The following is a 26,383-nucleotide window of genomic DNA, read 5'->3' as shown; positions in this document are numbered from 1 at the left end:
GGCTACCGCCGGACCGTCAGGCGGCCGTCGAGCTGCGGCGCGACACCGCCGGTGCGTGCGATCCGTCCGGCGAGGATCGTCGACACGAAATCGGCGTCCCGGTCGTCGACCAGCCGCGGGGCGGTGGACAGCATCGCATAACCGTCCCCGCCATTGGCGAGGTAGCTGCCGGTGGCCAGCCGGAAGCGGGCCGCCGGCTCCACCGGCTTGCCGCCCACCGTCAGCGCCACCACCCGCTGCCCCGGCGGGCGCGACGCGTCGACGGCGACGCGGGCGTTGGACAGGTGGGGGAAACGTCCCTGCAGCTGCTCGATTCCGGAGAAGCCGAACTCCAGCGCGTCGCGCAGCTGCTGACCGGTGACCTCGATCAGCACGGCGGTGTCGTGGAAGGGGAATTCGGTCTGGATGTCCCGGCGCGTCCACACCGTGCCCGCCGGGTAGGCGCGGTCGCCGCGGAAGGAGCCGCCGTTGATCAGCGCCACGTCGGCCTCCATCGCCTCGCGCAGCGAATCGGCAACGGTGTTGGCGAAGGCGTTCTCGCTGGCGCGCACCGCCTCGCGCCGCGTGTCGATGGGGGAGTCCAGACGGCCCACCTGCATGCCCAGCATGCTGTCCAGCCGCGCGCGGTAGGCCTTGGCCTGCGCGTCGAGGGCGGGGGCGGGATCAACGGTGGCGGTGTCGATGGCGCGCACGCCCGTGCTCCACACCGTGCGCGTGGCGCCGCCCTTGGTCACCCTCTCGGCGGTGATGTCCAGGGCCAGCACCCAGGCGGCCTGCGGCTCGACCGTCGCGTTCAGGGTCTTGCCGTCGTATTCCACGGCGACCACGCGTCCGCGGTCCTGGTAGAGCACGATGTCGGCGGCGCCGGAGGCGATCACGTCGCGGTGGGTGCCGCCGGAATCGCCGGTCAGCGCCACCACCATATCGGCCCCGGCGTTGCGCAGCTCCTTCGCCTTGCGTTCCAGGACCGGACCCGGCGGCTGGAAGTCGGTGCGCGGCGAGCGGGTGATCTCCCCCGTCCGCGCCGGCGCCGCGGCCAGAACGCCGACGCGCAGCGGACCGGCGTTGAGCATCACCCGGTCTTCCAGCCCGTCCAGCGGCTTGCCGGTCTGGCGGTCCACCGCGTTGGAGACGACGATGGGGAAGTTCGCCTCGAAGGCACGGGTCATCAGCACGTCGTCGCCGTGGTGGAATTCCCGGTTCAGCGCCGCCATGGCGTCGATGCCGACCCCGTTCAGCAGGTCGATGACGTGCGCCCCCTGGTCGTAGAAGGACAGGACGGAGGGGGCGAGCGCCTGCCCGCCGTGCAGGACCAGCACGGTGCCGCCCGCCGCACGTTCCTGCCGGACCAGCGTGGCGAGCCGGGCGATGCCGCCGCGTCCCTGCACGTCCTCCAGCTCGGTCGTGCTGTGGGCGTAGAGGATGGTGAAGCGGGCGGGGTCCGCCCACGCGGTCCCGCAGGCCGCAATCCCGCCGGCCAGAAGCCCGAGAACCAGCGCGACCACCGGGCGCAGCCAGACGCCCCTGCCGAATCCCATGCCGTCGTTCCCCATCCAGCGCCCGCGCGGCCGTCGCCGCTGCGGGCCGCACCCCCAGTTCCGCGCCGGATTATGCGCGTTCGCGCGTCGGTGGTGAAGCTGTACCGAGGATGACAAATCGCCCCGTTCCGCGCCCGCACCGCTTCCGGCCTCGGGAGACGGCGGAAATGCCAAAAGGCCTTACAATTCACAGGGAATTCTCGGCCTATGCGGATGCTGCACCGCACCCATTCCGCATTGGTAATACCACTTCGAAAGGGGTGCCCCTATTCTCCGCCAGCCCATTCTCGGGGCGTTTCCTCCCTAGACTCAAGGCCGGAGCGGTTGCTCCGGCCTTTTTTTTCGTCCCCAGCGCGCCGGAGTCCGGTGGCACCGGCGTGACGTCGGGAAATCGTGACGTGGATTGCGGAAGGGCACCGTTGCGTTATCCTTCGGCCGATGCCCGCTTTGCCGCCGCCGGAAACACTGGATATCGCCCTCAGCCGAACCGCAAAGGTTCCGCTGTCCGCACAGATCCACGTCGCTTTGCGCGATGCCATCCGCGATGGCCGGTTGCCTGGAGGGGCGCGATTGCCGTCCTGGCGGGACTTGGCCGCGCAACTCGGGGTGTCCCGCGGGACGGTGCGCGACGCCTATGAGCGGCTGATCGACGAACAGCTTGCGGTCGGCTTGGGTGCTGCGGGGACGCGGGTGGTCGAAGGGGCCGTGGCGGGGCCGTCCCCCGATAAGCCGGTCCAGGTCCCGTCCTTCCCGGAGCTGTTTTCCCATGTCGAGCGGCCGCCGCTGCCCTTCCAGATGGGCGTGCCGGCGCAGGACGCCTTTCCCTTTACGCTGTGGTCCCGGATCGTCGGGCGGGCGGCGCGGGCCGCGGCGGCGGCCCCGGTGGGATATCCCGATCCTCGCGGCCACCCGGATCTGCGGCGCGAGATCGCAGCCGTGCTGGCCATCGCCCGCGGCATCCGTTGCGGGCCGGAGCAGATTTTCATCACGGCGGGCTATTCCGGCGCGCTCGGCCTGGTGGTCCGGGCCTTGCGGCTGGACGGCGCCAGCGCCTGGATGGAGGATCCCGGCTTTCCCCTGACCCGGCGCGCCCTTCACCTCGCCGGCATGACCGTGGTGCCGGTGCCGGTGGACGGCAGCGGGATCGACGTGGATGCCGGAATCGCCCGCGCGCCGGCGGCGGGTTTGGCCGTGGTGACGCCCGGCCAGCAGGCGCCGCTTGGCGTGACGATGACGTTGCCGCGCCGCCTCGCCCTGCTGGAATGGGCGTCGCGGACCGGGGCATGGATCGTCGAGGACGACTATCTCAGCGAACTGCAACTGAAGGGCCGGGCCGCCCCGGCGCTGGCCTCCCTCGACCGGGATGGGCGGGTGCTGCACGCCGGCACCTTCAGCAAGACGATCAGCCCGGCGCTGCGGCTCGGTTTCCTGATGGTGCCGCCGGGGCTGGCCGGGCTCTTCGGCGAGGTTGCCGCCTGCCTGTCCCCGGCTCCGGCGGCAGGAATGCAGCGGGCGGTCGGCGACTTCATGGCGAGCGGGCATTATTTCCGGCATCTGCGCCGGATGAAGCGGCTCTACGCCGCCCGCCAGCAGGCGCTTCTGGCGGCGCTGCGCGACGCTGCGGGAGCGGAGACGCCGATGGCGGTGGAGGCGTCGGGAAGCCTGTCGGTCCGGCTTCTCCTGCCACCCGGCAGCCCCGATGTCGGCATCGCCGCGGCGGCGCGGTCGGATGGTCTCGCTCCGGTGCCGCTGTCGCCCTGGTACGCCGATGGCCCGGAGGCCGCTCGCCCCCGGGGGCTACTGCTGGGCATCACCAATTTGCAGGAACGGCGCCTGTCCGACGACTGCCGCCGATTGATCGCCTTGGTGAAAGGGCATGGCTGAGCCGGCGGCCTTCGCTCGGCGGCCTTCGCTCAGCGGCCTTCGCTCAGTGGTCTGGGCTCAGCGGTCTGGGCTCAGCGGGCGGCGGCGGGAACCGTGCGGAAGCTGATGGCGAGGCGGTTGTAGAGGTTCATCAGGCCGATGGCGATCGTCAGGTCGGCCACCTCCTTCTCGGAGAACAGGGCCGACACCGCCTGGAACTCCGCGTCCGGGACGGCGGTCTCGGCCACCCGCGTCACCGTCTCCGCCCAGCGCAGCGCGGCGCGCTCGCGGTCGGTGAACAGCGTTTCGGCCTCATGCCAGACCGGAACCAGCACCAGCTTGTCGATGGTGACGCCGTTCTTCAGAAGATCGCGGCTGTGCAGGTCGATGCAATAGGCGCAACCGTTGATCTGCGAGACCCGCAGATACACGAGATCGATCAGCGTGACCGGCAGCCCGCATTGGCTGACGTAACCGTGCGCGCCGGCGAGCGCCTTCATGCCGGCGGGGGTGGTGGCGTGGTAGTCGAGACGCGGGGACATGGCGGTTGGTCCTCAAGAGGGGAGGCGGGAGGTTCCCGGCTGCCGCTGATCCTGCACCGCCCGCCGGTCAGCCGTAAGGACCAAGACGTGACGGAAATCCTGTACCATCCTCCGCAGGGGGGACCCGTCAGGCGCCCGACAGCTCCCGGCGGAAGGCGCGGTCCATCATGGCGGCCACCCGCTCCAGCCTTTCCCGGTCCGCGCCGTCGCGGGCCGCCGCCGACATTCCCATCATCGCGACCACCACCAGATCGGCCAGCGCGTCGGCGCGGTCGGGCGCTTCGCTGGCGATGAAGTCGCGGACCGCGGCGCGGCCTTCCCGCTTGGCCGCCTCGGCCAGGGCCTGCGCCTCCGGGTCGGCGCTGTTGCGCGCGCCGTCGAGCACGAGGCATCCCGCCGTTCCACCCTGGCCGGGATACAGCTCGGCGGCGAGCGCCAGCGTCCGCCCGATCACCGTCGCCACGTCGCCGCCCTCCGCCAGCGCCCGCGCGAAGACGTTGGCCTCGCCCGCCGCGTAGCGCCGCAGGGTCCGCTCGAACAGCCCGGCCTTGCTGCCGAAGGCGGCGTAGAAGCTTGGTGGTTTGATGCCCAGCTCGGCGCCCAGCTCGGCCACGCCGACCGCGTCGTAGCCGCGGGCGTGGAACAGCCGCATCGCCGTGTCCACCGCCTCGTCCACGTCGAAGGAACGCCGTCGACCGCGCGGCTCCGATTTTTTTGTAGCGACCACTATAAAAAATCCTTGCGCGATGCCTCTCGCTGATTTTATATAGCGATCACTACATTAAATCAAGGAACCGATCATGAGCGACTTCGCGGGCAAGAACATCCTGGTGCTGGGCGGCAGCCGGGGCATCGGCAAGGCCATCGTCCAGCGTTTCGCGGCGGGCGGCGGGCAGGTCGCCTTCACCTACGCCGGTTCGGCGGAGGCCGCCGCGGCGCTGGCAACAGAGACCGGGTCCGAGGCGATCCGCACCGACAGCGCCGACCGCGACGCGGTGATCGCCACGGTGGCCGGGCGGGGCGCGCTGGACGTGCTGGTGGTCAACGCCGGGGTCGCCATGATCGGCGATCCGCTGACCTTCGACCCCGACGAGGTTGACCGCATGATCGACATCAACGTGCGCGGTCCCTACCACGCCGCGGTCGAGGCGGCGCGTCACATGACCGGGCCGGGGCGCATCATCGTCATCGGGTCGGTGAACGGCGACCGCATGCCCTTCGCGGGCGGCGCCGCCTACGCGCTCACCAAGGCGGCGGTCCAGGGCATGGTGCGCGGACTGGCGCGCGACTTCGGGGACCGCGGGATCACCGTGAACGCCATCCAGCCGGGGCCGACCGACAGCGACATGAATCCGGCCGACGGTCCGATGGCCGCGGCCATGCACGGCTTCATGGCGATCAAGCGCCACGCCCACGCCAGCGAGGTCGCCGAGCTGACCGCCTTCGTCGCCGGCCCGTACGGCGCGATGATCACCGGCTCGTTCCAGACCATCGACGGCGGCTTCGGGGCCTGACGGCCGCGGTTCTACTCTTCCCCGCCCCAGCGGTCGCGGAAGACGAGGTCCTCCAGGGGAAGCCGGCTGCGCCAGCCGGCTTTCTCCAGTTCCGGGGTCTCGTGGAAGTGGGAAACGTAGCCGAGGCAGAGGTAGGCCACCGGGACGATCCGCTCCGGGATGCCCAGCGCCTCGCGCAGCTTGTCCTCGTGCAGGATGCTGACCCAGCCGACGCCCAGCCCCTCCGCCCGCGCGGCCAACCAGAGATTCTGCACCGCGCAGACGCAGGAGTAGAGGTCCATGGTCGGGATGTGCGTCCGCCCCAGCACCACCGGGCCGGAGCGTTCCCGGTCGCAGGTGATGCACAGGTTGACCGGCGCCTCGCGGATGCCTTCCAGCTTCAGGCGGCTGTAGAGCGCCTTGCGCTCCCCGGTGAAGAGGGCGGCGGCCTCCTCGTTGGCCTGGGAGAAGTCGGCGTGCACGCGGGCCTTCACCGCCGGGTCCTGGACGACGATGAAGTTCCAGGGCTGCATGAAGCCGACCGACGGCGCGTGATGCGCGGCGGTCAGCACGCGGGTCAGCACGTCATCCGGCACCGGGTCGGGGGCAAACTGCCCGCGCACGTCGCGGCGCGAGAAGATCGCCTTGTAGAGCGCGTCCCGCTCCTCCGGTGCGAAGGCGTGGTCGCTCATCGGTCTGCCGCAATCACATGAAAGAAGGAGGCGAAGACGCTGCCGCGCCGGCCGCCGAGCGGCCCGAGGTCCGAACCGTCCGCCGCCGTGGCGGTGACCAGCGGCTCGTCGGCCCCGCGGTCGAGGATCGAGGCATAGTGGAACTCGTGCCCGCGCAGCGCGGTGCCCGCCCCGCCCAGCGGCGTGTCGCCCAGCAGGACGGCGCGGCGGTATCCCAGATGCAGCTTGCGCTTGGCGAAGGAGGTCCGAACCCCGAGAAGCCCGAGCATCGGGTGGGTGGTGCCCGCCGCGTCCTCCAGCGACTCGCCCAGCGCCATGTAGCCGCCGCACTCGCCATAGACCGGGCGCCCGAGGCCGGCGAAGCGGTGCATGCCCGCGCGGAAACGTCCGGCGGCGGCGAGCCGTCCGGCGTGCAGTTCCGGATAGCCGCCGGGCAGATAGACGGCGTCTGCATCGTCGGGCGGCGCCTCGTCGGCGAGGGGCGAGAAGTGCGTCACCTCGGCGCCCGCCGCGCGCCAGCCCTCCAGCAGGTGCGGGTAGACGAAGGTGAAGGCGGCGTCGCGCGCGATGGCGATGCGCTGGCCCAGCGGCGGCAGGGCGGGCGCGAAGCTCCCCTCCGGCGCGCGGGAGGGGGCGGCGAGCGCCGCCACCCGGTCGAGATCGACATGCTCCGCGATGAAGCGGCCGAGCGCCGCCAGACGCTCTTGAAGGTCCGCCGTCTCCTCCGCCTGGATCAGGCCGAGATGGCGTTCGGGCAGGATCACGTCGGGGGTGCGGGGCAGGGAGCCGAGGACGGGGATGCCCAGCGCCTCGATGGCGCCGCCGGCCAAGGCGAGGTGGCGCGGGCTGGCGATGTTGTTCAGGATCACCCCGCCGATCCGCACATCGTCGCGGTAGGTGGCGAAGCCCTTGACCAGGGCGGCGGCGGACTGCGACTGGCCCTTGGCGTTGACCACCAGGATCACCGGCCAGCCGGTGCGCGCCGCCAGTTCCGACGTGGCGCCGGTGCCGGTCGCCCCGACGCCGGCCACCCCGTCGAACAGGCCCATCAGGGCCTCGCAGATCAGCAGGTCGGTGCCCTCCCCGGCGCGGCGGGCCAGCGAGTCCAGCAGGTCCGGCCCCATCGCCCAGTTGTCGAGGTTGAGGCTGGGCCGCCCGGTCGCCGCCTGATGGAAGGCCGGGTCGATGTAGTCCGGTCCCGCCTTCACCGCGCCGACGCGCAGACCGCGCGCCTTCAGGGCGACCAGCAGCCCCAGCGTGACGGTGGTCTTGCCGGTGCCCGACGCCGGCGCCCCGACGATCAGCCCGCGCGGCGCAGCCTCAGATATGGGGGCCTCAGCCATGGGGACCCTCCTTGGGCAGCCAGTCGAGCACGGGGCGCAGCCGCACCACCTCGCCGATCACGATGATGGCCGGCGGCTCCATCCCGCTCGCCTCCAGATCGGCGACGCAGGTGCCGAGCGAGGTGACCAGCACGCGCTGCCGCTCGGTCGTCGCGTCGGTCACCACGCCGACCGGCGTGTCGGCGGACCGCCCGCCCTCCATCAGCGCCGCGGCGATGCCGGGCAGGCCCTTCCAGGCCATGTAAAGGATCAGCGGCGCGCCCGTCGCGGCCAGCGCCTTCCAGTCCGGCCCGCCCGCGCAGGAATGGCCGGTCGCCAGGATCACCGCCTGGTTGGCCGTGCGGTGGGTGGCCGGGATGCCGGCGTAGGCCGGGCCGGCGATGCCCGCGGTGATGCCGGGGATGATGCGGAAGGGGATGCCCCGCTCGGCCAGCGCCTGTGCCTCCTCCCCGCCGCGCCCGAAGACGAAGGGGTCGCCGCCCTTCAGCCGCAGCACGCGGTGCCCCTCGCGCGCCAGCTCGATCAGGCGGTTGGTGATGTCGTCCTGGTGGGCGGAGGGCTTGCCGCCGCGCTTCCCGGCGAACTCCAGCCTTGCCGAGGGCGCCGCCAGCGCCATGATCCGTTCACCGACCAGCGCGTCATGGACGATCACGTCGGCTTGCCTTAGACCTTGCAGGGCCAGCAGGGTCAGCAGGCCGGGATCGCCGGGACCGGCCCCCGCCAGCCACACGCTGCCGGGCCGGAAGTCGGCCAGTTCCAAAGGAAGAGAAAGGGAGTCGGGCGACGGCTCTGCGGTCATGGACGAGCACTCAGCGACGGAAAACGGTGTGGACGGCGACGGGAAAACGTTGCGGCGGGGCTGGACGACGGGCACCTGCGCCACCGCCGCCACGCGCGCGGCCTGCGGAGCGCTGTTCTCCGGCGACTTTCCCGATCCGGTGACGGTAACCCTGCCCGGCGGCCAAACACCAGCCTTCGCGCTCGCCTGGACGGAGCGCGGCGACGGCTGGGCGGCGGCGGGGGTGGTCAAGGACGCCGGCGACGACCCGGACGTGACCCACGGCGCGCTGATCCGCGCCCGCGTCAGCCGCGCGCAGCTCGGCCAGGGCGTCGTCTTCCGCGCGGGGGAGGGGGTGGGTACGGTGACCCGCCCCGGCCTGCCGGTCCCCGTCGGCGAACCGGCCATCAACCCGGTGCCCCGCGCGATGATCCGCCAAGCGGTCGAGGAGGCCGCCGCGCTGGCCGGCGAGGCTCCCGACATTGTCGTCGAGGTTTCGGTGGAAAATGGGGAGGCACTGGCCCGCCGCACCATGAATCCGCGGCTTGGCATTCTCGGCGGGCTGTCGATCCTGGGAACGACGGGGATCGTCGTGCCCTATTCCTGCGCGGCCTGGATCGCCTCCATCCAGCGCGGCGTCGATGTGGCGCGGGCGGCGGGGCTGGACCACGTTGCGGCCTGCACCGGCGACACCTCGGAAAAGGCGGTCACCGCGCTCTACGGCCTGCCGGAGCACGCGCTGCTCGACATGGGCGATTTCGCGGGCGGTACGCTGAAGTACCTGCGCCGCCATCCGATCCCGCGCCTGACCCTGTGCGGCGGCTTCGCCAAGTTCGGCAAGCTGGCGCGCGGCCTGCTCGATCTGCATTCCAAACGCGGCAGCGTCGACCTCGATTGGCTCGCCGACCGCATGGCCGAACTGGGCGCCGCTCCGGAGGCCGTGGCCGAGGCCCGCTCCGCCAACACCGCCGCGCAGGTCCTGAGCATCGCCAGGGAGGCCGGCCTGCCGCTGGCCGACCGCGTGGCGGCGCTGGCGCAACGCACGGCGCTTGAGACGCTGGGCGGCGCCCCCGTGTCGGTCGAGGTGCTGGTCACCGACCGCCAGGGCAACATCGTCGGCGGTTCCGGCTGGGCGGGACCTTAATCCCCTCTCCCCCCCGGGGAGAGGGTTAGGGTGAGGGGGATGTCGGGGGACAGGAGAGTACGGCAACCGCCGGACCCCCTCACCCCGACCCTCTCCCCGGGGGGGAGAGGGAGAAAAGAGCCTCCTCACTCCCCCAGCCCCCGGTAGCGACGCACGTGCGACCCGTCGTAGAGCGCGCTGCACCGGAAATCCTCCACCCCCAGCGCCGGGCCGACCAGGATCAGGGCGGTGCGCTCCATCGGCGAGTCCGCCACTTGGGCGGCGATGTCGGCCAGCGTGCCGCGCAGCACGCGTTCGTCCGGCCAAGTCGCACGGTAGACCACCGCCGCCGGGCAGTCGGCGCCGTAGAGCGGGGTCAGCCGCTCCACCACCCGGTCGATGACGTGGATCGACAGGTGGATGGCCAGCGTCGCGCCCGACCGCCCCAGCACCTCCAGCGTTTCGTTCGCCGGCATGGCCGAGGCGCGGCCTTCCGTCCGTGTCAAAATCAGCGTCTGGCTGACCTCCGGCAGGGTCAGCTCCCGCCCCAGCGCGGCCGACGCCGCGGCGAAGGCCGGCACGCCGGGCGTGATGTCGTAGGGGATTCCCAGCTCCCGCAGTGCCCGTGTCTGCTCGCCGAGCGCGCTGTAGACCGACAGGTCGCCGGAATGCAGCCGCGCCACGTCCTGCCCGGCCGCGTGCGCCGCCTTGAACTCGGCGACGATCTGGTCGAGCGTCATCGGGGCGGTGTCGACGATCCGGGCGCCCGGCGGGGCGTGGGCGATGATCTCCTTCGGCACCAGCGATCCGGCGTAGAGGCAGACCGGGCAGGACGCGATCAGGTCGCGCCCGCGCAGGGTCAGCAGGTCGGGCGCGCCCGGTCCGGCGCCGATGAAATGCACGGTCATGCGGAAACTTCCCTGGAAATCGCCAGCGCGCAGGTGGCGCGCGGGGTGGAACGGCGCGGCAGCAGCAGGGTGGAGCCCGGCCCGGCGGCGGCCAGCGCCGCGGCCTCCGCGACCGAGGCGACACCCACGGCGGCCTCGACGCGGGCGGAGCGGGTCCGCACCCGGTCCTGAACCGCGGCCAACGCCGAATCGTCAACGAACCGCAGCGGCAGGGCGAGCAGGTGCGCCGCCTCCGCCACGCCGGCTTCGTTGCGCTTGCGCATCGGTGCCGCCAGTTGCACGGCGCGGCGCGCGGTCTCGTCCAGCGCAGCCTCCGCGAAGGCGGCGCGGAGCAGCCCGGCGATCTCGGCGCCGGGGCAGCCCGCCCGGCAACCGATGCCCGCCGCGATGAAGCGATCCGCCGTCACAGCGGCTTCTCCGCCAGCCACAGTGTGACCGGCATCAGCGGGCGCCAGCCGGTGAAGCCGCCGATGGGCGCGGCGCGGCTGACGGCGATCTGCGACAACTGCCCGCCCAGCCGTTTGTGGGTGGCGATCAGCATGGCCTCGCTTTCCAGCGTCACGGCGTTGGCGACGATCCGCCCGCCGGGCTTCAGCGCCGACCAGCAGGCGTCCAGCACCCCGTCGTTGGTCAGCCCGCCGCCGATGAAAACGGCGTCCGGCGCCGGCAGCCCGTCCAGCGCCTCCGGTGCCTTGCCGCGCACCAAGTCCAGCCCCGGCACGCCGAAGGCGGCGGCGTTGGCCGGGATGCGGGCGGCGCGGTCGGCCTTGTGCTCCACGGCGATGGCGCGGTTCGCCGGGTCGCTCAGCATCCATTCGACGCCGATGGAACCGGAGCCGGCGCCGATGTCCCACAGCAGCTCGCCGCGGCGCGGCGCCAGCCAGGACAGGGTGACGGCGCGGATTTCCCGCTTGGTGATCTGGCCGTCATGCTCGAACCAGTCGTCGGGCAGGCCCGGCGTGCGGGGCAAGGCACGGGCGCCGGGGGCGGCGACGCACTCCACCGCCAGCGTGTTCAGGTCGGCCACGCGCTCCACCGACCACTCTTCCGCCGTCGCAACGATGCAGCGCTCGCGCGGTCCGCCCATGGATTCCAGGGCGGTCAGGCGCGACGGTCCGAAGCCGCGCGCCGTCAGCAGCGCCGCCAGCTTGGCCGGGGTCGTTCCGTCCCAGCACAGAACCAGCAGCCGCGCGCCCGGTTGCAGATGCGGAATGACCAGCTCCAGCGGGCGGCCATGCACCGTCAGTGTGCCGCACTCCTGCAGCGGCCAGCCCAGACGGGCGGCGGCGAGGCTGAAGGATGACGGAGCCGGAACGATCGACAGTTCCTCAACCTGAACGAGTTTCGACAGGGTGGCGCCGATGCCGTACCAGGACGGATCGCCGCTTGCCAGCACGCAGACCCGTTGGCCGCGCCGCGCCAGCAGGGCGGGGTAGGCGTCCGACAGGGGGGAGGGCCAGGGTAGGCGCTCCTGTCCGCCCGTTTCCGGCACGAGCGCCAGATGGCGGGCGCCGCCGGCCAGCAGCTCCGCGCCTTCCACCAGCGCGCGGGCGGCGGGCGACAGACCGTCCCACCCGTCCTCGCCGATGCCGACGACGCTCAGCCAACGCCCTGCTGCCGTGCTATTCATGGCGCACCCCAAGGAGGACAAGCATGAAGGCGCTGATTCTGGGCGGCACCACCGAAGCGACGGCTCTGGCCCGCCTGCTCAGCGGCCACCCGCGCATCGACGCGGCGGTGTCGCTGGCCGGGCGCACCAAGCAGCCGGTCCTGCCGCCCCTGCCGACCCGCATCGGCGGCTTCGGCGGGGTGGACGGGCTGGCGACGCATCTCGTGGAGAGCGGCACCCGCGCGGTGGTGGACGCGACACATCCCTTCGCCGACCAGATTTCCGCCAACGCCGCGGCGGCCTGCGCGCGGGTGGGGGTGCCGCTGCTGGTGCTGACCCGCAAGCCGTGGGTGCCGGGCGAGGGCGATCGCTGGATCGGCGTTCCGGACATGGCTGCCGCCGCCGAGGCTCTGCGCCCGCTCGGCGAGAGCGTTTTCCTGACCATCGGCCGGCAGGAGGTCGCGGTTTTCGAGGCGGTGCCGGACAAGCGCTACCTGATCCGCGCCGTCGATCCGCCGGAGCCGGCGCCGACTCTGCCGGATTACCGCCTGATCCTCGACCGAGGACCCTTCACGTTGGAGGGGGAATGCGCCCTGCTGGAGGAGCATCGGGTGGATGTCATCGTCAGCAAGAACAGTGGCGGGAGCGCTACGGAAGCGAAGCTGGAGGCGGCGCGTCTCCGGGGGATACCCGTGGTGATGGTCGAGCGTCCAAAGGGTAATGGCGTGGCTGAAGTGCACGGTGCTGGGGCGGCACTCGGGTGGTTGGAGGAGCTGTAGAGTCGGGCCCACCTCCCGACCTCCCCCCGCTGCGCAGGGGGAGGAGATGATTCCCTCCCCTGCGCAGCGGGGGAGGGTTAGGGTGGGGGCAACGGTCGACGACAACGCCCTCACCCCCGCACCGCATAGCTGCGCGGCGTGTAGACCCACGGCTGCGCACCCTCGCGCGGCACCAGCCGGCTGTGCGAGGCGCCGATGATGACGCAGGTCCGCATGTCGGCCTGCGCCGCGTCCACCGCACCCAGCGTCGTGATCGTCAGCGCCTCGTCGGGGCGGCCGACCGCCCGGGCGAGGATCACCGGCGTCTCCGGCGAGCGGAGGTCGCGCAGCGCGTCGAAGGCGGCGCCGAGCTGCCAGGGGCGGGCGCGGCTGATCGGGTTGTAGAGTGCGATCACGAAATCCGCCTCCGCCGCCAGACGCAGGCGCTTCAGGACCACCTCCCACGGCTTCAGATTGTCGGACAGCGAAATGGCGCAGAAGTCATGGCCGAGCGGCGCGCCGGCCCGTGCCGCCGCCGCCTGCATCGCGGAAATGCCGGGATCGACGGACAGAGCCACGCGGTGCCACGCCGCGGGCGCCCCGGGATCGTCCAGCGCCTCGAACACCGCGGCGGCCATGGCGAAGATTCCCGGGTCGCCGCCCGACACCACCGCCACCCGGCGGCCCTCCGCCGCCAGTTGCAGGGCGTGGCGGGCGCGGTCCAGTTCCACCCGGTTGTCGGAGGCGTGGCGCACCTGCGGCCCCGGCGGCACGCGGTCCACATAGGGGAAGTAGCCGACGAGGTCGGTCGCCTCCGCCAGATCGCGCCGGGCCTCCGGGGTCAGCCAATCCTCGGTGCCGGGGCCGAGCCCGACGACCTTCAGCCATCCTGTCATCGCCGCAGCCCTTCGCCGGGGATGACGATCTGCGAGAAGTAGGGAGCGGTGTCCGGCGCCTCGCGGAAGGGCATGACGCGCTGGTCCGCCATGCTCGCCCGCTCGATGTACCAAGCGCGGTCGGCCAGCCCGGCGGCTTCGACGGCGCGGCGGACCTTCGGCAGGTTCTGGCCCAGCTTCATGATGACCGCGGCGTCGGCGTTGCGCAGCGCGCGCAGCAGCGCCTCCTCCCCCAGCGTGCCGGGGATGACCGACAGCACGTCGTCGCGCAGGGTCAGCGGGCGCGGCAGCAGCGAGGCGCTGCACATCATCGAGGTCACGCCCGGCACCACCTCCGTTGGAAAGCGCGAGGCCAGACGCAGGAACAGATGCATGAAGCTGCCGTAGAAGAAGGCGTCGCCTTCGTTCAGCGCGGCGATGGAACGCCCGGCGGCGAGATGCTCGGCCAGCCGCTCGGCGGATTCGTCGAAGAAGGCTTCGATCTGGCGGCCGTAGTCGGGGTGGCTGGGCGGCAGCTCGACCGTCACCGGATAGACCATCGGCAGCTCGATGTGCTCCGCCGTGATGCAGCCGTCGGCGATGCGCCGCGCCTGCCCGGAGGTGCCGCGCTTGCAGAAATAGGCGACCACCGGGCAGGCGCCGATGGTGCGCATGGCGCGGACGGTCATCAGGTCCGGATCGCCGGGGCCGACACTGACGCCGTAGAGAGTGCCGGTGGGGTTGGTTTCGTTGCTCATTCCACGTCGCTCGCCAGGGCGTTGACCGCCGCCGCCGCCATGGCGCTGCCGCCGCGCCGGCCCTTGATCGCCAGGAAGGGCAGGCCGAAGGGTGCTTCGGCCAGCGCGTCCTTGCTTTCCGCAGCGCCCACGAAGCCGACCGGGAAGCCCAGCACCGCCGCCGGCTTCGGCGCGCCGTCGCGGATCATCTCCAGCAGCTTGAACAGGGCGGTCGGCGCGTTGCCGATGGCGACGACGGAGCCGGCCAGCCAGGGCACCCACAGTTCCAGCGCGGCGGCGGAGCGGGTGTTTTCGACCTGTTTGGCAAGCTCCGGCACCGCCGGGTCGCGCAGCGTGCAGACGACGGCGTTGTCCGCCGGCAGGCGCGCCCGCGTGATGCCGTGGGCGACCATCTCGCTGTCGCAGAGGATCGCCGCGCCACTGCGGAGGGCTGTGCGCGCCGCTGTCCCGAGGTCGGGGGAGAACATCAGGTCCTGCGCCGCGTCCACCATGCCGCAGGCGTGGATGACGCGCACCGCCACCGCCTTCAGGTCGTCGGGGATGGCCGACAGGTCGGCCTCCGCCCGGATGGTGGCGAAGGACTGGCGGTAGATGGCCGCTCCATCGCGGATGTAGTCGTAAAGCGGCTCAGCGGACACGGGACAACTCCTCAACAGACAGATCGGCGCCAGACAAAGAGGCAACGGCGGCGACGGCGGCGTCGGGTGACAGGCCGGACCGCCAGGGCGTGCCGCCGGGGGCGGCGTTCAGCGCGACGTCGTAGACGCCTTCCCGCGCGGTGAGCGTGACATCCGCCGCGCCGGGATGGGCGCAGCCCTTCGCGCAGCCGGAGACATGCACCATCCGCACCGCCTCCAGCAAGCCCGCCGCGCGCTCGGCGATGGCGAGGCCATCCGCGTGGGTGTCGGTGGTGCCGACGTCGCAGCCCGTGACGCCGCTGCAGGCGGTGAGCTTCAGGCGGATGTCGCCATGGTCGAGGATGCCGCCGAGGGCGGTGGCTGTCTCCGCGGCGCCGTCCTGCGGGGCGGCCAGCAGCAGGGCGCGCCAGGGGGTGATGCGGATCTCGTGGGTGAGGGCGGCCAGCGCTTCCAGCTTGTCGCAGTCGAGGCGGCCGAAGGGGAAGGCGACGCCCAGCCAAGTGGGTTGGTGGCCGAGGAAGCGTCGGGTGGGCGACGTTTGCCCCCACCCTGACCCTCCCCCGCTCCGCAGGGGAGGGGATTGAATCTCCCTCTCCTGCGGAGCGGGGGAGGGAAGGGGCCCATGCGCAGCATGGGAAGGGTGGGGGCAAGACAGCAGTCCTTCCACCCGCTCCCGCAACGCCTCGACTCCCAGCGCCTTGACCAGCCCGGCCATGCGCCGCGGCGGCTCGGCCAGGGTCTGGCGAAGCTCCAGGAAGGCCCGCGCCAGCGCCGCCGCAAGCTCCACCAGATCGTCGGGGCGGCAGTGGCCCAGCACCACCGCACCCTCAAAAGTTCCCCCCAGCCCGACGCGGAACAGCGGCCCGTCCCCCGCCCCTGCCACCGCGTCGAAGCGCACGTCGGTGCTGCTGTCGAACAGGGGGGCCTGCCCGCCGCCGTCGACCAGCCAGCCGAACTTCGGCGGCAGCCGGTGGAGGTCGCGGTCGGCCGCCAGCCGCGCGTCGAGCGCCAGGGCGTAGGGGCGCACGTCCAGCACCGCCGTCCCGTCCAGCCCCGCGGTGGGGGAGGTCAGCACGTTGCGCACCGCCTCGCTCTCGGCATCGTCCGAGACGTAGCCGAGCAAGCGAAGCTCCGCGATCAGCGCGTCCATGTCCGCCGCGGCGACGCCGCGCAGTTGCAGGTTGCCGCGGTGGCTGAGGTCGACCAGACCATTGCCGTAACGCCGCCCCAGCGCTGCGATCCGCGTCGCCGAGGCGGCGGGAAGCACCCCGGCGGGGACGCGCACGCGGACCAGGAGCCCGTCGCCGACCTCCATCGGGGCCAGCACGCCGGGGCACATGCCGCGCCGACGGGGTGGATTGCGGAGTTGGGTGATCGCGCTCATGCGGACATCTCCTTGCGGCGGCGCAGATCGTCGCCCGTCGAATTGCGGCGTGGGTGCCAGAGACCGCGCTCCAGGGCTTCGGTCAACCGGTCCAGGATATGCCGGGCGGCGGCCGGATTGGACTGCGCCAGGAAGTCCCACACCCGCTGGTCGTCCACATAGGCGTCGTACAACTGGTCGAAATGATGGGGCCGCACCGCCGTGGTGGTCGCGGCGAAGGCGAACAGCGTGTCCACGCTCGCCGCCAGTTCCCCGGCGCCGCGGTAGCCGTGGCGCATCATGCCGTCGATCCAGCGCGGGTTGGCCGCCCGCCCGCGCAGCACGCGGGCGATCTCCTCGCCCAGCGTGCGGACGGTCAGGCTCTCCGGCTCCGAACTGTCGAGGTGGTAGAGCGCCGGGTCATTGTCGACCAAGGCCGCGGCGGCGGAGAAGCCGCCCTCATACTGCATGAAGCCGTCGGTGGAGAGGACGTCATGCTCCCGCTGGTCCTGGTGGTGGACGAGCGCGTCGGCCCCGCCGATGCGGCGGCGGAACAGGCTGGGCAGCGGAACGCCCTCCAGCCCCTTGCCGTAGGCGTGGCAGCTTCCCTCCAGATAGGCGGCGCCGAAGTCGGCCCGCGCGCTCCAGTCGCCGCGGGCGATCATGCCGGGCAGCGCCGTCCCATAGGCGCCGGGGGCCGCGCCGAAGACCCGCGCGCTGGCCCAGCGCTCGGCCTCCGCCGCCGGGGTGCCGCCGGTTTCCAGTTCGGCGCGGTCGGTGCGGAGCGCGGCGGCGACAGGGTTCACGTCCTCCGGTTCGTCCTCCGCCATCACGGCGCGGACGGCCTGGTCGAACAGGGCGATCTGCTGCGGGAAGACGTCGCGGAACAGGCCGGAGATGCGCAGCGTCACGTCCACCCGCGGCCGGCCGAGGACGGAAGCCGGCATCACCTCGAAACCGGTGACCCGGCCGGACCCGTTCTCCCACAGCGGGCGCACGCCGAGCAGGGCCATGGCCTGGGCCAGCTCGTCACCGCCGGTGCGCATGGCCGGGGTGCCCCAGCAATCGACCACCAGCCGCTTCGGCCAATCGCCGTGGTCCTGAAGATAGCGGGTGATCAGCGCGTCCGCCGCCTGCCAGCCCAGCGTCCAGGCGGTCGGCGTCGGCACGCCGCGCGGGTCGAGCGCGTAGAGGTTCCGCCCGGTGGGCAGGGTGTCGGCCCGCCCCCGCGCCGGGGAGCCGCCGGGGCCGGGCGTCACGAAGCGCCCGTCCAGCCCGGCCAGCAGGGCGGCCATCTCGGCCTCGCCGCAGGCGTCCAGCGCCGGGGCGACGTCCTCCGCCGCGCCGAAGCGCGCGACGGCGGCGAGCAGACGGGCGCGGCGCTCCGGCTCCGGCGTGGTGCCGAAGACGTGCAGCCCGTCGCGGATCTGCATCTCCTTGATGTCGCAGAGATGGGCGTCGAGGCGGCTGAGGATGGCGTCGGGATCGTCGTCGGGCCTCAGGTTGCAGTCGGCGGCGACGCCGGATGTCCAGGCGAGGTCCAGGATGGTCTGCCGCAGCGTGCCCAGCCGCCGCGGGTCCAGCCCGGTCGCCATCGAATACTCGTCGATGGCCGTTTCAAGGTCTGCGAGGTCGCCGTGCAGCCCGGCCTCGACCGGCGGCGGGGTCAGGTGGCCGATCAGGACCGCGCCCAACCGGCGGCGCGCCTGCACGCCCTCGCCGGGGTTGTTGACGATGAAGGGGTAGAGGCAGGGCAGGGGACCGGCGACGATCTCCGGCCAGCACTCGGCGGACAGGGCGACGGCCTTGCCCGGCAGCCATTCCAGCGTCCCGTGCGCCCCCACCTGCACCAGCGCGTGGATGCCCAGGACATGGCGGAGCCAGAGGTGGAAGGCGTAATAGCCGTGGCTGGGCGGCGTCTCCGGGTCGTGGTGCTGGGTGGTGGTCAGCGGGCCGTGGCCGCGGCTCGGCTGCACCGCGACGGCGACGTTGCCGCAGGTCAGCACGGTGAAGCGGAAGGCCGCGCCGTTTTCCAATTGGGCGGACCGCGGGTCGGCCTGCTCGTCGCCCCAGCATGCCGCGATGCGGGCGCGGGCCTCGGCGGGGGCCAGGCGGCGGTAGTCCTCCAGGCTCAGCGCGGCGGTGGCCCCACCGGTCAACGCCTCCATCAGGGCGGCGGGGCCGGCGGGCAGCCCGTCCAGCGCGTAGCCCTCGGCGCGCAGCCGCTCCAGGATGCCGACGACGCTCGCCGGGGTGTCGAGGCCGACCGCGTGGCCGATGCCGCCGCCCGGTCCCGGATAGTCGGACAGCACGAGCGCCAGCTTGCGCTCGGCCCGCGGGGTGGCGCCCAGCCGCACCCAGGCGGCGGCCAGATCGGCGGCGAAGGCCACCCGGTCGGGCACCGGGCGGATCAGCGTCGGGGCGAATTCCAGATCGGGGTCCGGCGCGCCTTCCGCCTTGAAGGCGATGGCGCGGGTCAGGATGCGCCCGTCCATCTCCGGCAGCACGACGTTCATGGCGAGGTCGGACGGCCCTATCCCGCGGGCGGAGCCGCGCCAGCCATCCTCCGGCGTGGTGGACAGCACGGCTTGCAGCACCGGCGTGCCGTTGGCCTCCAGCGGCGACCCCTCCTCGCGCGCCGCCGAGAAGCCGGTCAGGTTCATCACGACGGCGGCGCTGCGGGCGGTCAGGGTGGCGCGCATCCAGGCGGCGCAGTCCGGCTCCTTCAGGCTCGCCACGAACAGCGGCAGCGGGGCGAGGCCGCGCGCGGCCAGCGCGTCGCACAGCGCATGCACCGGCTCCAGATCGCCGGCCAGCAGGTGGGAGCGGTAGAAGACGACCGGCGCGCAGGGGCCGGTGACGTGGCCGGACCAGCCCTCATAGACGCCGAAGCGCGGCAACGGCGCCGGCTCGCGCCAGGGGAGCTCTTGCCCGGCCAGCGTGGCGGCGTAGGCCAGCAGGTTGGCCATGTTGTCCGGCCCGCCTTCGGTGAATCCACGCCACAGCCGCTGCGTGGCCTCGGCCGGAACGGTGCCGTAGCCCTCCAGGGCGGGGTTCGGCTGGGCGCAGCCGGGCAGCACGGCCAGCGCCACCCCGGACTCCCGGCAGGCGGCGGCGACATGGTCCAGCCCATAGCGCCAATAGCCCGCCCCGCCGAGCAGCCGCAGAACGACCAGCTTTGCCTTGCGGATCACGGATTCGACGTAGAGGTCCACCGACAGCGGGTGCCCCAGCCGCGCGAGATTCGCCAGCCGCAGCGTCGGCAACGTGTCGCGGTGGCGCTTCCAGCAGGCGGCGAGCGCCGTCAGGTCGCTGTCGGAGAAGGACAGGACGACGAGGTCCGCCGGGCTCTGCCCCAGATCCACGGCCTGGGGGCCGGCGTCGAGGTCTTCCTGGCGGGCGGCGAGTAGGTGCATGGGCCACAGCTTTGCAAACACTCCCTCTCCCGTCCCGGGAGAGGGTGCCCGCGAAGCGGGCGGGTGAGGGGGCGGGCGAGGGTCGGTGCGGTCTCCGCGTGCGACCCTCACCCTCCCGCTCTGCGAGCGGGTCCCTCCCTCTCCCGGGGCGGGAGAGGGCTTTTTAAGACAGCGCCGCGGTCACGGCGTCGCGGTCCAGGCCCGTCTCGCCGATCACCACCAGACGGCTGCGGCGCGGCTCGTCGGGCTTCCAGAAGCGGTCGAAATGGGTCTGGATGCGCGTTCCCACGCCCTGCACCAGAAGGCGCATCGGCTTGCCCGGTACGTCGATGAAGCCCTTCAGGCGCAGCACGCCATGGGCGGCGGCGACCCGCTCCAGCGTCTTCGCCAGCGCCGCCGGGTCGGGCTGCGGGCCGAGCTCCACGACGAAGCTGGTGAAGTCGTCGTGGTCGTGGCCTTCCTCCTCGTCATGGTGGCTGGGGCGGTTGGCGAGGTCGTCCTCGGCCCCGGCCCCGACGCCCAGCAGAACCACCGGATCGACCTTGCCGTTGCTGGCGCGCAGGATCTTGGCCTCGCGCCCCGTGCCACCTTCGGCCATGGCGGCGCGGATCAGGTCCTCGACCTTCGCCAGAGCGGCGGCCTCGACCAGATCGGTCTTGTTCACCACGATCAGGTCGGCGCAGAGGAGCTGGTCTTCGAACACCTCCTCCACCGGGGTCTCGTGGTCGAGCTGCCCGGCCTCGGCGGCCTGGGCGGCCAGCGCCGCCGGATCGGGGGCGAAGCGGCCTTCCGCGGCGGCGGCGGCGTCGACCACCGCGACCACCCCGTCCACCGTCACCCGCGTCTTGATCGCCGGCCAGTGGAAGGCCTGGACGAGCGGCTTCGGCAGGGCGAGGCCGCTCGTCTCGATGATGATGTGTTCCGGCGGCTGCGGGCGGGACAGCAGCTTCTCGATGGCCGGGACGAAGTCGTCGGCGACGGTGCAGCACAGGCAGCCGTTCGCCAGCTCGATCACGTCGTCCTCGCTGCAAGTGGGATCGCCGCAGGCGCGCAGGATCTCGCCGTCGATGCCGACATCGCCGAATTCGTTGATGATCAGCGCCAGACGGCGCCCGCCGGCCTGCTCCAGCAGGCTGCGGATCAGCGTCGTCTTCCCGGCGCCGAGAAAGCCGGTGATGACGGTGGCCGGGGTCTTCCCGGCGGTCAGCGGGCCGGTGTTCATCGGCCGTCTCCTGAAAATTGAAATAGGGGATGGGGTGGGCCGGTCCGCCGGTCAGCGGAGCGGGCGCCCGGCGGCCGGGGACGGAGCGGCGGCCTGGAGCGGCCATGCGGACGGACTGAGGACGGCGCGAGGCGTCATGATCTGGCTTCCCTGTCTCCGCCACACCCGGCGGATTGGATGAGTGTCGGTCCGGCGGCAGGTTTCCTGGCTCGCGGGTCGTCGCCGCGCCTCCCGCCTTCCCGGCCTGTCGGCCCGTGGCATTTCCGGAGGCGGACTCGCCGCACACAGTTGCGGGGGCAGCCGCGGCCTTGGACCCCATCCGGGTCCGCACCGCATTCCCTATTATCCCCGCGCCTTCACGGCGGACGGGGCACCGTCGGAGGCGCAGAATTGCAGGCGGACCCCCGATTTGCAAGCGGCCATTTGGTGCCCGGAAACCGCGCCGCCGAACCCGGAACGCTCCGTCCATCCCGCCGTTGGTGTGTCGGAAGATCGGTACAGTCTGTCTGGAAAGCTGACACTCCAGACCGCGTGCGATGCCCATCGCCGCCTTTCGCGAATTCAACGATATCAACGGATTAACGAATTTTCCCGCAATTGGCATGTTCTGTGCTTATATCAGCCTAACCAAAAACGCGGACCGGCAGACGACGCGGACGAACAGGGAGGGAAAAGCGGCACCCATGGCCGACGACATCATTCTGGAAGCGCGCGGACTCTCGAAGGAGTTCAAGGGCTTCATCGCGGTGAAGGAGGTGAACCTCCAGGTTCGCCGCGGCACCATCCACGCGCTGATCGGCCCCAACGGCGCCGGCAAGAGCACGGTCTTCAACCTGCTGACCAAGTTCCTGACGCCGACGCGCGGCCAGATCCTCTACAAGGGGCGCGACATCACCGCCATGAAGCCCGCCGACGTGGCGATGCTCGGCATGGTGCGCTCCTTCCAGATCTCCGCCGTCTTCCCGCATCTCAGCGTGCTGGAGAACGTCCGCGTCGCTCTGCAGCGGCCGCGCGGCACCAGCTTCCATTTCTGGAAGCCGGAGGCCAGCCTGTACGACCTGCACGCCCGCGCCGAGGAGCTGATCGAAGCGGTGAACCTGACCCCCTGGGCCGGCCACACCGCCGCCGAGCTGCCCTACGGCCGCAAGCGGGCGCTGGAGATCGCCACCACGCTGGCGCTCGACCCGGAGGTGATGCTGCTCGACGAGCCGCTGGCCGGCATGGGCCACGAGGACATCGAAGGCACCGCCGCGCTGATCAAGCGCGTGTCGGCCGACCGCACCATCCTGATGGTGGAGCACAACCTGTCGGTCGTCGCCCACCTGTCGGACACCATCACCGTGCTCCGCCGCGGCGAGATCCTGGCGGAAGGGCCGTACGACGTCGTATCGCGCAACCCGCAGGTCATGGAAGCCTACATGGGTACGGGTGAGGTGGGCCATGCCTGACGGCGCGACCGTGAAGACCGCGATGCTGGAGATCCGCGACCTCCAGGCCTTCTACGGCGAGAGCCACGTGCTGCACGGCGTCAACATCGACGTGCGGCAGGGCGAGGTGGTGACGCTGCTGGGCCGCAACGGCGCCGGCAAGACGACCACCATGCGCTCGATCATGGGCATCGTCGGCAAGCGCAACGGCTCGATCCGCTTCCAGGGCAAGGAGCTGATCGGCATGGCGCAGCACAAGATCCCCCGCCTCGGCATCGGCTACGTGCCGGAGGAGCGCGGCATCTTCTCCTCGCTCAGCGTGGACGAGAACCTGATGCTGCCGCCGGTGGTGAAGTCCGGCGGCATGACCGTGCCGCAGATCTACGAGCTGTTCCCCAACCTGCAGGGCCGCGGCACCACCCAGGGCACGCGCCTGTCGGGCGGCGAGCAGCAGATGCTGGCCATCGCGCGCATCCTGCGCACCGGCGCCGACCTGATCCTGCTCGACGAACCGACCGAGGGGCTGGCCCCCGTCATCATCGAGCAGATCGGCGTGGCGGTGCGCAAGCTGAAGCAGCGCGGCTTCACCATCGTGCTGGTGGAGCAGAATTTCCGCTTCGCCGCGACCATCGCCGACCGCCATTACGTGATGGAGGAAGGCCATGTCGTGGACATGATCCCCAACGACCAGCTCGCCCAGAACATGGACAAGCTCCACACCTATCTGGGTGTCTGACCAAATCACCCCCTCTGCCGAAAACACTCAAAACAAAGCCAATCGAAGGGAGTTCGAAATGCTCAAGACGTTGCTTTGCGGGACCGCACTGCTGGCGCTGACCGCCGGGGCCGCGCACGCCCAGGTCTCCAACAACGTGATCAAGATCGGCGTGATGAACGACCGGTCCGGCATCTACGCCGACCTCGCCGGCGAGGGCTCGGCCATCGCCGCCCGTCTGGCGGCCGAAGAGTTCGGCGGCAAGATCGCCGGCGCGCCGATCGAGATCGTCGTCGCCGACCACCAGAACAAGGCCGACATCGCCGCCAACACGGCGCGCGAGTGGATCGACGCCGGCAACGTGGACGTCATCGCCGACGTGCCGAACTCCGCCGCGGCGCTGGCCGTCCAGGGCATCACCAAGGACAAGAAGCGCATCTTCCTGATGTCCGGTCCGGGTTCGACCGACCTCAGCGGCAAGTCCTGCAGCCCCTACGGCTTCCAATGGACCTACGACAACTACGCCATGGCCGCCGGCACCGCCCGCGCGCTGGTCGAGCAGGGCAAGAAGAACTGGTACTTCATCACCGCGGACTACGCCTTCGGCCACTCGCTGGAGGATGAGACCTCGAAGATGGTCAAGCAGCTCGACGGCAAGGTCGCGGGCAACGTGCGCCATCCGCTGGGCACCGCCGACTTCTCGTCCTACCTGCTCCAGGCCCAGGCCTCCAAGGCCGACGTGATCGGCCTCGCCAACGCGGGCGGCGACGCCACCAACGCCGTCAAGCAGGCGTCGGAGTTCGGCATCACCCAGTCGGGCCAGAGCCTCGCCGGTCTGCTGCTGTTCATCAGCGACATCCACGCGCTGGGCCTCCAGGCCGCCCAGGGCCTGCTGCTGACCACCGGCTTCTATTGGGACACCGACGAGCAGACCCGCGAGTGGACCAAGAAGTTCGAGGCCAAGGCCGGCCGCAAGCCGACCATGGTCCAGGCCGGCGTCTACTCCGCCGTTCGCCATTACCTGAAGGCGGTCGAGGCGGTCGGTTCGGACGATCCGGACAAGGTCGCCGCCAAGATGCGTGAGACCCCGGTCGCCGACATGTTCACCAAGAATGGCAAGATCGCCGCGAACGGCCGCATGTTCCACGACATGTATCTGGCCCAGGTGAAGGCCCCGGCCGAGTCCAAGGCCCCCTGGGACTACTACAAGATCGTGAAGACGATCCCGGCCGAGCAGGCGTTCCTCGACCCGGCCAAGAGCGGCTGCCCGCTGGTGAAGTAAGGGTCTGAGTTTTTAGACAGGTCCCCCTCCCGGCCTCCCCCCGCTTCGCAGGGGGAGGAGAATAGCCCTCCCCTGCGTCAGCGGGGGAGGGTTGGGAGGGGGACCACCCCAAGCACCCAATCAAAAAATCAAAAGTCCGATACACAGGGAGGGACGGTCATGTTCGACTTGCTGGGGGTGCCGCCCCAGGTCCTGTTCGGCCAGCTTCTGCTCGGCCTCATCAACGGGTCCTTCTACGCGCTGCTCAGCCTTGGGCTGGCGGTCATCTTCGGCATGCTGAACGTCATCAACTTCGCCCACGGCGCGCTCTACATGATCGGCGCCTTCGTGGCGTGGCTGCTGCTGACGAAGCTCGGCCTCGGCTACTGGTGGGCGCTGGGCCTGTCGCCGCTGATCGTCGGGTTGCTGGGTGTGGTCCTGGAAAAGACCATGCTGTCGCGCCTCTACAAGCTCGACCATCTCTACGGGCTGCTGCTGACCTTCGGCCTCGCCCTGATCATGGAAGGCGCCTTCCGCCACTTCTACGGTGTGTCGGGCCAGCCCTATCCGATCCCGGACGCGCTCAAGGGCGGCCAGAACCTCGGCTTCATGTTCCTGCCCAACTACCGCGGCTGGGTCGTCGTCGCCTCCCTGATCGTCTGCTTCGGGACGTGGTTCGCCATTGAGCGGACGCGGCTCGGCGCCTACCTGCGGGCCGCCACCGAGAACCCGGTGCTGGTGCAGGCCTTCGGCATCAACGTGCCGGTGATGATCACCGCCACCTACGGCTTCGGCGTCGCGCTGGCCGGGCTGGCCGGGGTGCTGGCGGCACCCATTTATCAGGTGTCGCCCCTGATGGGCTCCAACCTGATCATCGTCGTCTTCGCGGTGGTGGTGATCGGCGGCATGGGCTCCATCCTCGGCGCCATCGTCACCGGCCTGGGGCTGGGGCTGCTGGAGGGCCTGACCAAGGTCTTCTACCCCGAAGCCTCCAACATCGTGGTGTTCGTCGTGATGGCGATCGTCCTTCTCATCAAGCCCGCGGGCCTCTTCGGACGGGAGCGCTGAGCCATGGCCGCCCAAATCAAGACGACCGACACCCAGACGACCACCATCGCGCTGCGCCGTCCGGGGCAGGACACCGCACGGAACGCCATCATCCTCGGCATCGGCCTGCTGATCGCGCTGGCCGCACCCTTCGTGCTGTACCCCGTCTTCGTGATGAAGGTGCTGTGCTTCGCGCTGTTCGCCTGCGCCTTCAACCTGCTGATCGGCTTCGCCGGGCTGCTGAGCTTCGGCCACGCCGCATTCTTCGGCGGAGCCGCCTACATCACCGCCCATTCCGCCAAGGTCTGGGGGCTGGGGCCGGAGGTCAGCATCCTGCTCGGCATGGGCTTCTCCGCGCTGCTCGGCCTCGCCTTCGGCGCGCTGGCAATCCGGCGGCAGGGCATCTATTTCGCCATGATCACGCTGGCGCTGTCGCAGATGGTCTTCTTCATGGCCCTGCAGCTCAAGTTCACGGGCGGCGAGGACGGCATCCAGGCGGTGCCGCGCGGGCATCTGTTCGGCGTGATCGACCTGAACAACTCGCTGTCCATGTACTACTTCGTGCTGGCGGTGTTCCTGGTCGGCTTCGCGGTGGTCTGGCGCGCGGTGCATTCGCCCTTCGGTCAGGTGCTGAAGGCGATCCGCGAGAACGAGCCGCGCGCCGTGTCGCTCGGCTACCGGACGGAGCGCTACAAGCTGCTGGCCTTCGTGCTGTCGGCGAGCCTCGCCGGTCTGGCCGGCGGGACCAAGGCGCTGGTCTTCCAGCTCGCCTCGCTGACCGACGTGACGTGGCAGATGTCCGGCGAGGTGGTGCTGATGACGCTGCTCGGCGGCATGGGCACGCTGCTCGGCCCGGTGGTGGGGGCGGCCATCGTCGTCACGCTGGAAAGCTATCTGGCGGCCACCAGCATGCCGGTCCCGGTGGTGATCGGTGCCATCTTCGTGGTCTGCGTGCTGGTCTTCCGCCGCGGCATCGTGGGCGAGCTTCAAGCCCGCTTCGGCCGGCGGTAAGAT

24 protein-coding genes and 1 riboswitch are annotated in these 26,383 nt (G+C 71.3%); of the genes, 9 read left to right on the top strand and 15 right to left on the bottom strand.

Annotated elements, in window-relative coordinates; genetic code table 11:
* Positions 1–2: 2 nt before the first annotated feature.
* Positions 3–1,538, bottom strand: coding sequence for a bifunctional metallophosphatase/5'-nucleotidase (locus tag D3869_RS18395; protein ID WP_137141343.1), 1,536 nt, complete (start codon positions 1,536–1,538; stop codon positions 3–5).
* A 438-nt stretch (positions 1,539–1,976) separates the two neighbouring features.
* On the opposite strand from D3869_RS18395, the gene D3869_RS18390 reads away from it, so the two are divergent.
* Positions 1,977–3,422 carry a PLP-dependent aminotransferase family protein gene (locus tag D3869_RS18390; RefSeq protein WP_137141342.1) on the top strand — a complete coding sequence of 482 codons (1,446 nt, stop codon included), beginning with the start codon at positions 1,977–1,979 and terminating at the stop codon, positions 3,420–3,422.
* A 71-nt stretch (positions 3,423–3,493) separates the two neighbouring features.
* Here the strand turns inward: D3869_RS18390 and D3869_RS18385 are convergent, their stop codons facing one another.
* Positions 3,494–3,943 carry a carboxymuconolactone decarboxylase family protein gene (locus D3869_RS18385; RefSeq protein WP_137141341.1) on the bottom strand — a complete coding sequence of 150 codons (450 nt, stop codon included), beginning with the start codon at positions 3,941–3,943 and terminating at the stop codon, positions 3,494–3,496.
* A 127-nt stretch (positions 3,944–4,070) separates the two neighbouring features.
* Positions 4,071–4,619, bottom strand: a complete 549-nt coding sequence (locus D3869_RS18380; RefSeq protein WP_137141340.1) for a TetR/AcrR family transcriptional regulator — start codon at positions 4,617–4,619, stop codon at positions 4,071–4,073.
* A gap of 124 nt (positions 4,620–4,743) precedes the next feature.
* On the opposite strand from D3869_RS18380, the gene bdcA reads away from it, so the two are divergent.
* The gene (gene bdcA, locus D3869_RS18375) at positions 4,744–5,457 is read left to right on the top strand and encodes an SDR family oxidoreductase (RefSeq protein ID WP_137141339.1); all 714 of its coding nucleotides are present in this window, start codon (positions 4,744–4,746) and stop codon (positions 5,455–5,457) included.
* A gap of 11 nt (positions 5,458–5,468) precedes the next feature.
* Here the strand turns inward: bdcA and bluB are convergent, their stop codons facing one another.
* Genes bluB through cobA form a run of 3 tightly spaced genes read right to left on the bottom strand, consistent with a single transcriptional unit; the run spans position 5,469 to position 8,270 of the window.
* Positions 5,469–6,128, bottom strand: coding sequence for a 5,6-dimethylbenzimidazole synthase (bluB, locus tag D3869_RS18370; RefSeq protein ID WP_137141338.1), 660 nt, complete (start codon positions 6,126–6,128; stop codon positions 5,469–5,471).
* Positions 6,125–7,471, bottom strand: a complete 1,347-nt coding sequence (locus D3869_RS18365) for a cobyrinate a,c-diamide synthase (protein WP_137141337.1) — start codon at positions 7,469–7,471, stop codon at positions 6,125–6,127. Before D3869_RS18365 ends, bluB begins: the two co-directional genes overlap by 4 nt.
* Positions 7,464–8,270, bottom strand: coding sequence for a uroporphyrinogen-III C-methyltransferase (gene cobA, locus D3869_RS18360; protein ID WP_137141336.1), 807 nt, complete (start codon positions 8,268–8,270; stop codon positions 7,464–7,466). Before cobA ends, D3869_RS18365 begins: the two co-directional genes overlap by 8 nt.
* Between cobA and D3869_RS18355 the strand changes: the two genes are divergently transcribed.
* Complete coding sequence (locus D3869_RS18355; RefSeq protein WP_137141335.1) at positions 8,269–9,393, top strand: cobalt-precorrin-5B (C(1))-methyltransferase; 1,125 nt, start codon at positions 8,269–8,271, stop codon at positions 9,391–9,393. The two genes, cobA and D3869_RS18355, sit on opposite strands and share 2 nt — an antisense overlap.
* Positions 9,394–9,518: 125 nt before the next feature.
* On the opposite strand, the gene cobM is transcribed toward D3869_RS18355, so the two are convergent.
* Genes cobM through cbiE form a run of 3 tightly spaced genes read right to left on the bottom strand, consistent with a single transcriptional unit; the run spans position 9,519 to position 11,910 of the window.
* Positions 9,519–10,280: a precorrin-4 C(11)-methyltransferase gene (gene cobM / locus D3869_RS18350; protein ID WP_137141334.1), complete on the bottom strand. Its 762-nt coding sequence runs from the start codon at positions 10,278–10,280 to the stop codon at positions 9,519–9,521.
* On the bottom strand, positions 10,277–10,687 hold the full coding sequence (locus D3869_RS18345) for a cobalamin biosynthesis protein (protein WP_137141333.1): 411 nt from the start codon (positions 10,685–10,687) through the stop codon (positions 10,277–10,279). Before D3869_RS18345 ends, cobM begins: the two co-directional genes overlap by 4 nt.
* Positions 10,684–11,910 carry a precorrin-6y C5,15-methyltransferase (decarboxylating) subunit CbiE gene (gene cbiE / locus D3869_RS18340; protein WP_137141332.1) on the bottom strand — a complete coding sequence of 409 codons (1,227 nt, stop codon included), beginning with the start codon at positions 11,908–11,910 and terminating at the stop codon, positions 10,684–10,686. Before cbiE ends, D3869_RS18345 begins: the two co-directional genes overlap by 4 nt.
* A gap of 23 nt (positions 11,911–11,933) precedes the next feature.
* On the opposite strand from cbiE, the gene D3869_RS18335 reads away from it, so the two are divergent.
* Positions 11,934–12,668 carry a cobalt-precorrin-6A reductase gene (locus D3869_RS18335; protein WP_137141331.1) on the top strand — a complete coding sequence of 245 codons (735 nt, stop codon included), beginning with the start codon at positions 11,934–11,936 and terminating at the stop codon, positions 12,666–12,668.
* Between the two features lie 110 nt (positions 12,669–12,778).
* On the opposite strand, the gene cobJ is transcribed toward D3869_RS18335, so the two are convergent.
* The 6 genes from cobJ to cobW all read right to left on the bottom strand — a co-directional run bounded on the left by cobJ (position 12,779) and on the right by cobW (position 20,919).
* On the bottom strand, positions 12,779–13,543 hold the full coding sequence (gene cobJ / locus D3869_RS18330; RefSeq protein WP_137141330.1) for a precorrin-3B C(17)-methyltransferase: 765 nt from the start codon (positions 13,541–13,543) through the stop codon (positions 12,779–12,781).
* On the bottom strand, positions 13,540–14,280 hold the full coding sequence (locus D3869_RS18325) for a precorrin-2 C(20)-methyltransferase (RefSeq protein WP_137141329.1): 741 nt from the start codon (positions 14,278–14,280) through the stop codon (positions 13,540–13,542). The genes cobJ and D3869_RS18325 overlap by 4 nt, the downstream gene beginning before the upstream one ends.
* On the bottom strand, positions 14,277–14,918 hold the full coding sequence (locus tag D3869_RS18320) for a precorrin-8X methylmutase (protein ID WP_137141328.1): 642 nt from the start codon (positions 14,916–14,918) through the stop codon (positions 14,277–14,279). Before D3869_RS18320 ends, D3869_RS18325 begins: the two co-directional genes overlap by 4 nt.
* On the bottom strand, positions 14,908–16,302 hold the full coding sequence (gene cobG, locus D3869_RS18315) for a precorrin-3B synthase (protein WP_137141327.1): 1,395 nt from the start codon (positions 16,300–16,302) through the stop codon (positions 14,908–14,910). The genes D3869_RS18320 and cobG overlap by 11 nt, the downstream gene beginning before the upstream one ends.
* The gene (cobN, locus tag D3869_RS18310) at positions 16,299–19,697 is read right to left on the bottom strand and encodes a cobaltochelatase subunit CobN (protein ID WP_137141326.1); all 3,399 of its coding nucleotides are present in this window, start codon (positions 19,695–19,697) and stop codon (positions 16,299–16,301) included. Before cobN ends, cobG begins: the two co-directional genes overlap by 4 nt.
* Positions 19,698–19,860: 163 nt before the next feature.
* Entirely contained in the window at positions 19,861–20,919 is a 1,059-nt protein-coding gene (cobW, locus tag D3869_RS18305; protein ID WP_137141325.1) for a cobalamin biosynthesis protein CobW, read from the bottom strand.
* A 177-nt stretch (positions 20,920–21,096) separates the two neighbouring features.
* Positions 21,097–21,312: riboswitch (cobalamin riboswitch) on the bottom strand.
* 290 nt (positions 21,313–21,602) lie between these two features.
* On the opposite strand from cobW, the gene D3869_RS18300 reads away from it, so the two are divergent.
* The 5 genes from D3869_RS18300 (at position 21,603) to D3869_RS18280 (ending at position 26,380) form a co-directional block, all read left to right on the top strand.
* The gene (locus D3869_RS18300) at positions 21,603–22,367 is read left to right on the top strand and encodes an ABC transporter ATP-binding protein (protein WP_137141324.1); all 765 of its coding nucleotides are present in this window, start codon (positions 21,603–21,605) and stop codon (positions 22,365–22,367) included.
* A complete protein-coding gene (locus D3869_RS18295; protein ID WP_035681427.1) occupies positions 22,360–23,082 on the top strand; it encodes an ABC transporter ATP-binding protein in 723 nt (240 codons plus the stop codon). The genes D3869_RS18300 and D3869_RS18295 overlap by 8 nt, the downstream gene beginning before the upstream one ends.
* Positions 23,083–23,140: 58 nt before the next feature.
* Complete coding sequence (locus tag D3869_RS18290) at positions 23,141–24,343, top strand: ABC transporter substrate-binding protein (RefSeq protein ID WP_137141323.1); 1,203 nt, start codon at positions 23,141–23,143, stop codon at positions 24,341–24,343.
* Between the two features lie 159 nt (positions 24,344–24,502).
* Positions 24,503–25,390, top strand: coding sequence for a branched-chain amino acid ABC transporter permease (locus D3869_RS18285; protein ID WP_014197554.1), 888 nt, complete (start codon positions 24,503–24,505; stop codon positions 25,388–25,390).
* 3 nt (positions 25,391–25,393) lie between these two features.
* Positions 25,394–26,380 carry a branched-chain amino acid ABC transporter permease gene (locus tag D3869_RS18280; RefSeq protein WP_014197553.1) on the top strand — a complete coding sequence of 329 codons (987 nt, stop codon included), beginning with the start codon at positions 25,394–25,396 and terminating at the stop codon, positions 26,378–26,380.
* Positions 26,381–26,383 lie beyond the last annotated feature (3 nt).

Source organism: Azospirillum brasilense (assembly GCF_005222205.1).
Classification (GTDB): Bacteria; Pseudomonadota; Alphaproteobacteria; order Azospirillales; family Azospirillaceae; genus Azospirillum; species Azospirillum brasilense_G.
This window is presented reverse-complemented; position numbering and strand designations above follow the sequence as displayed.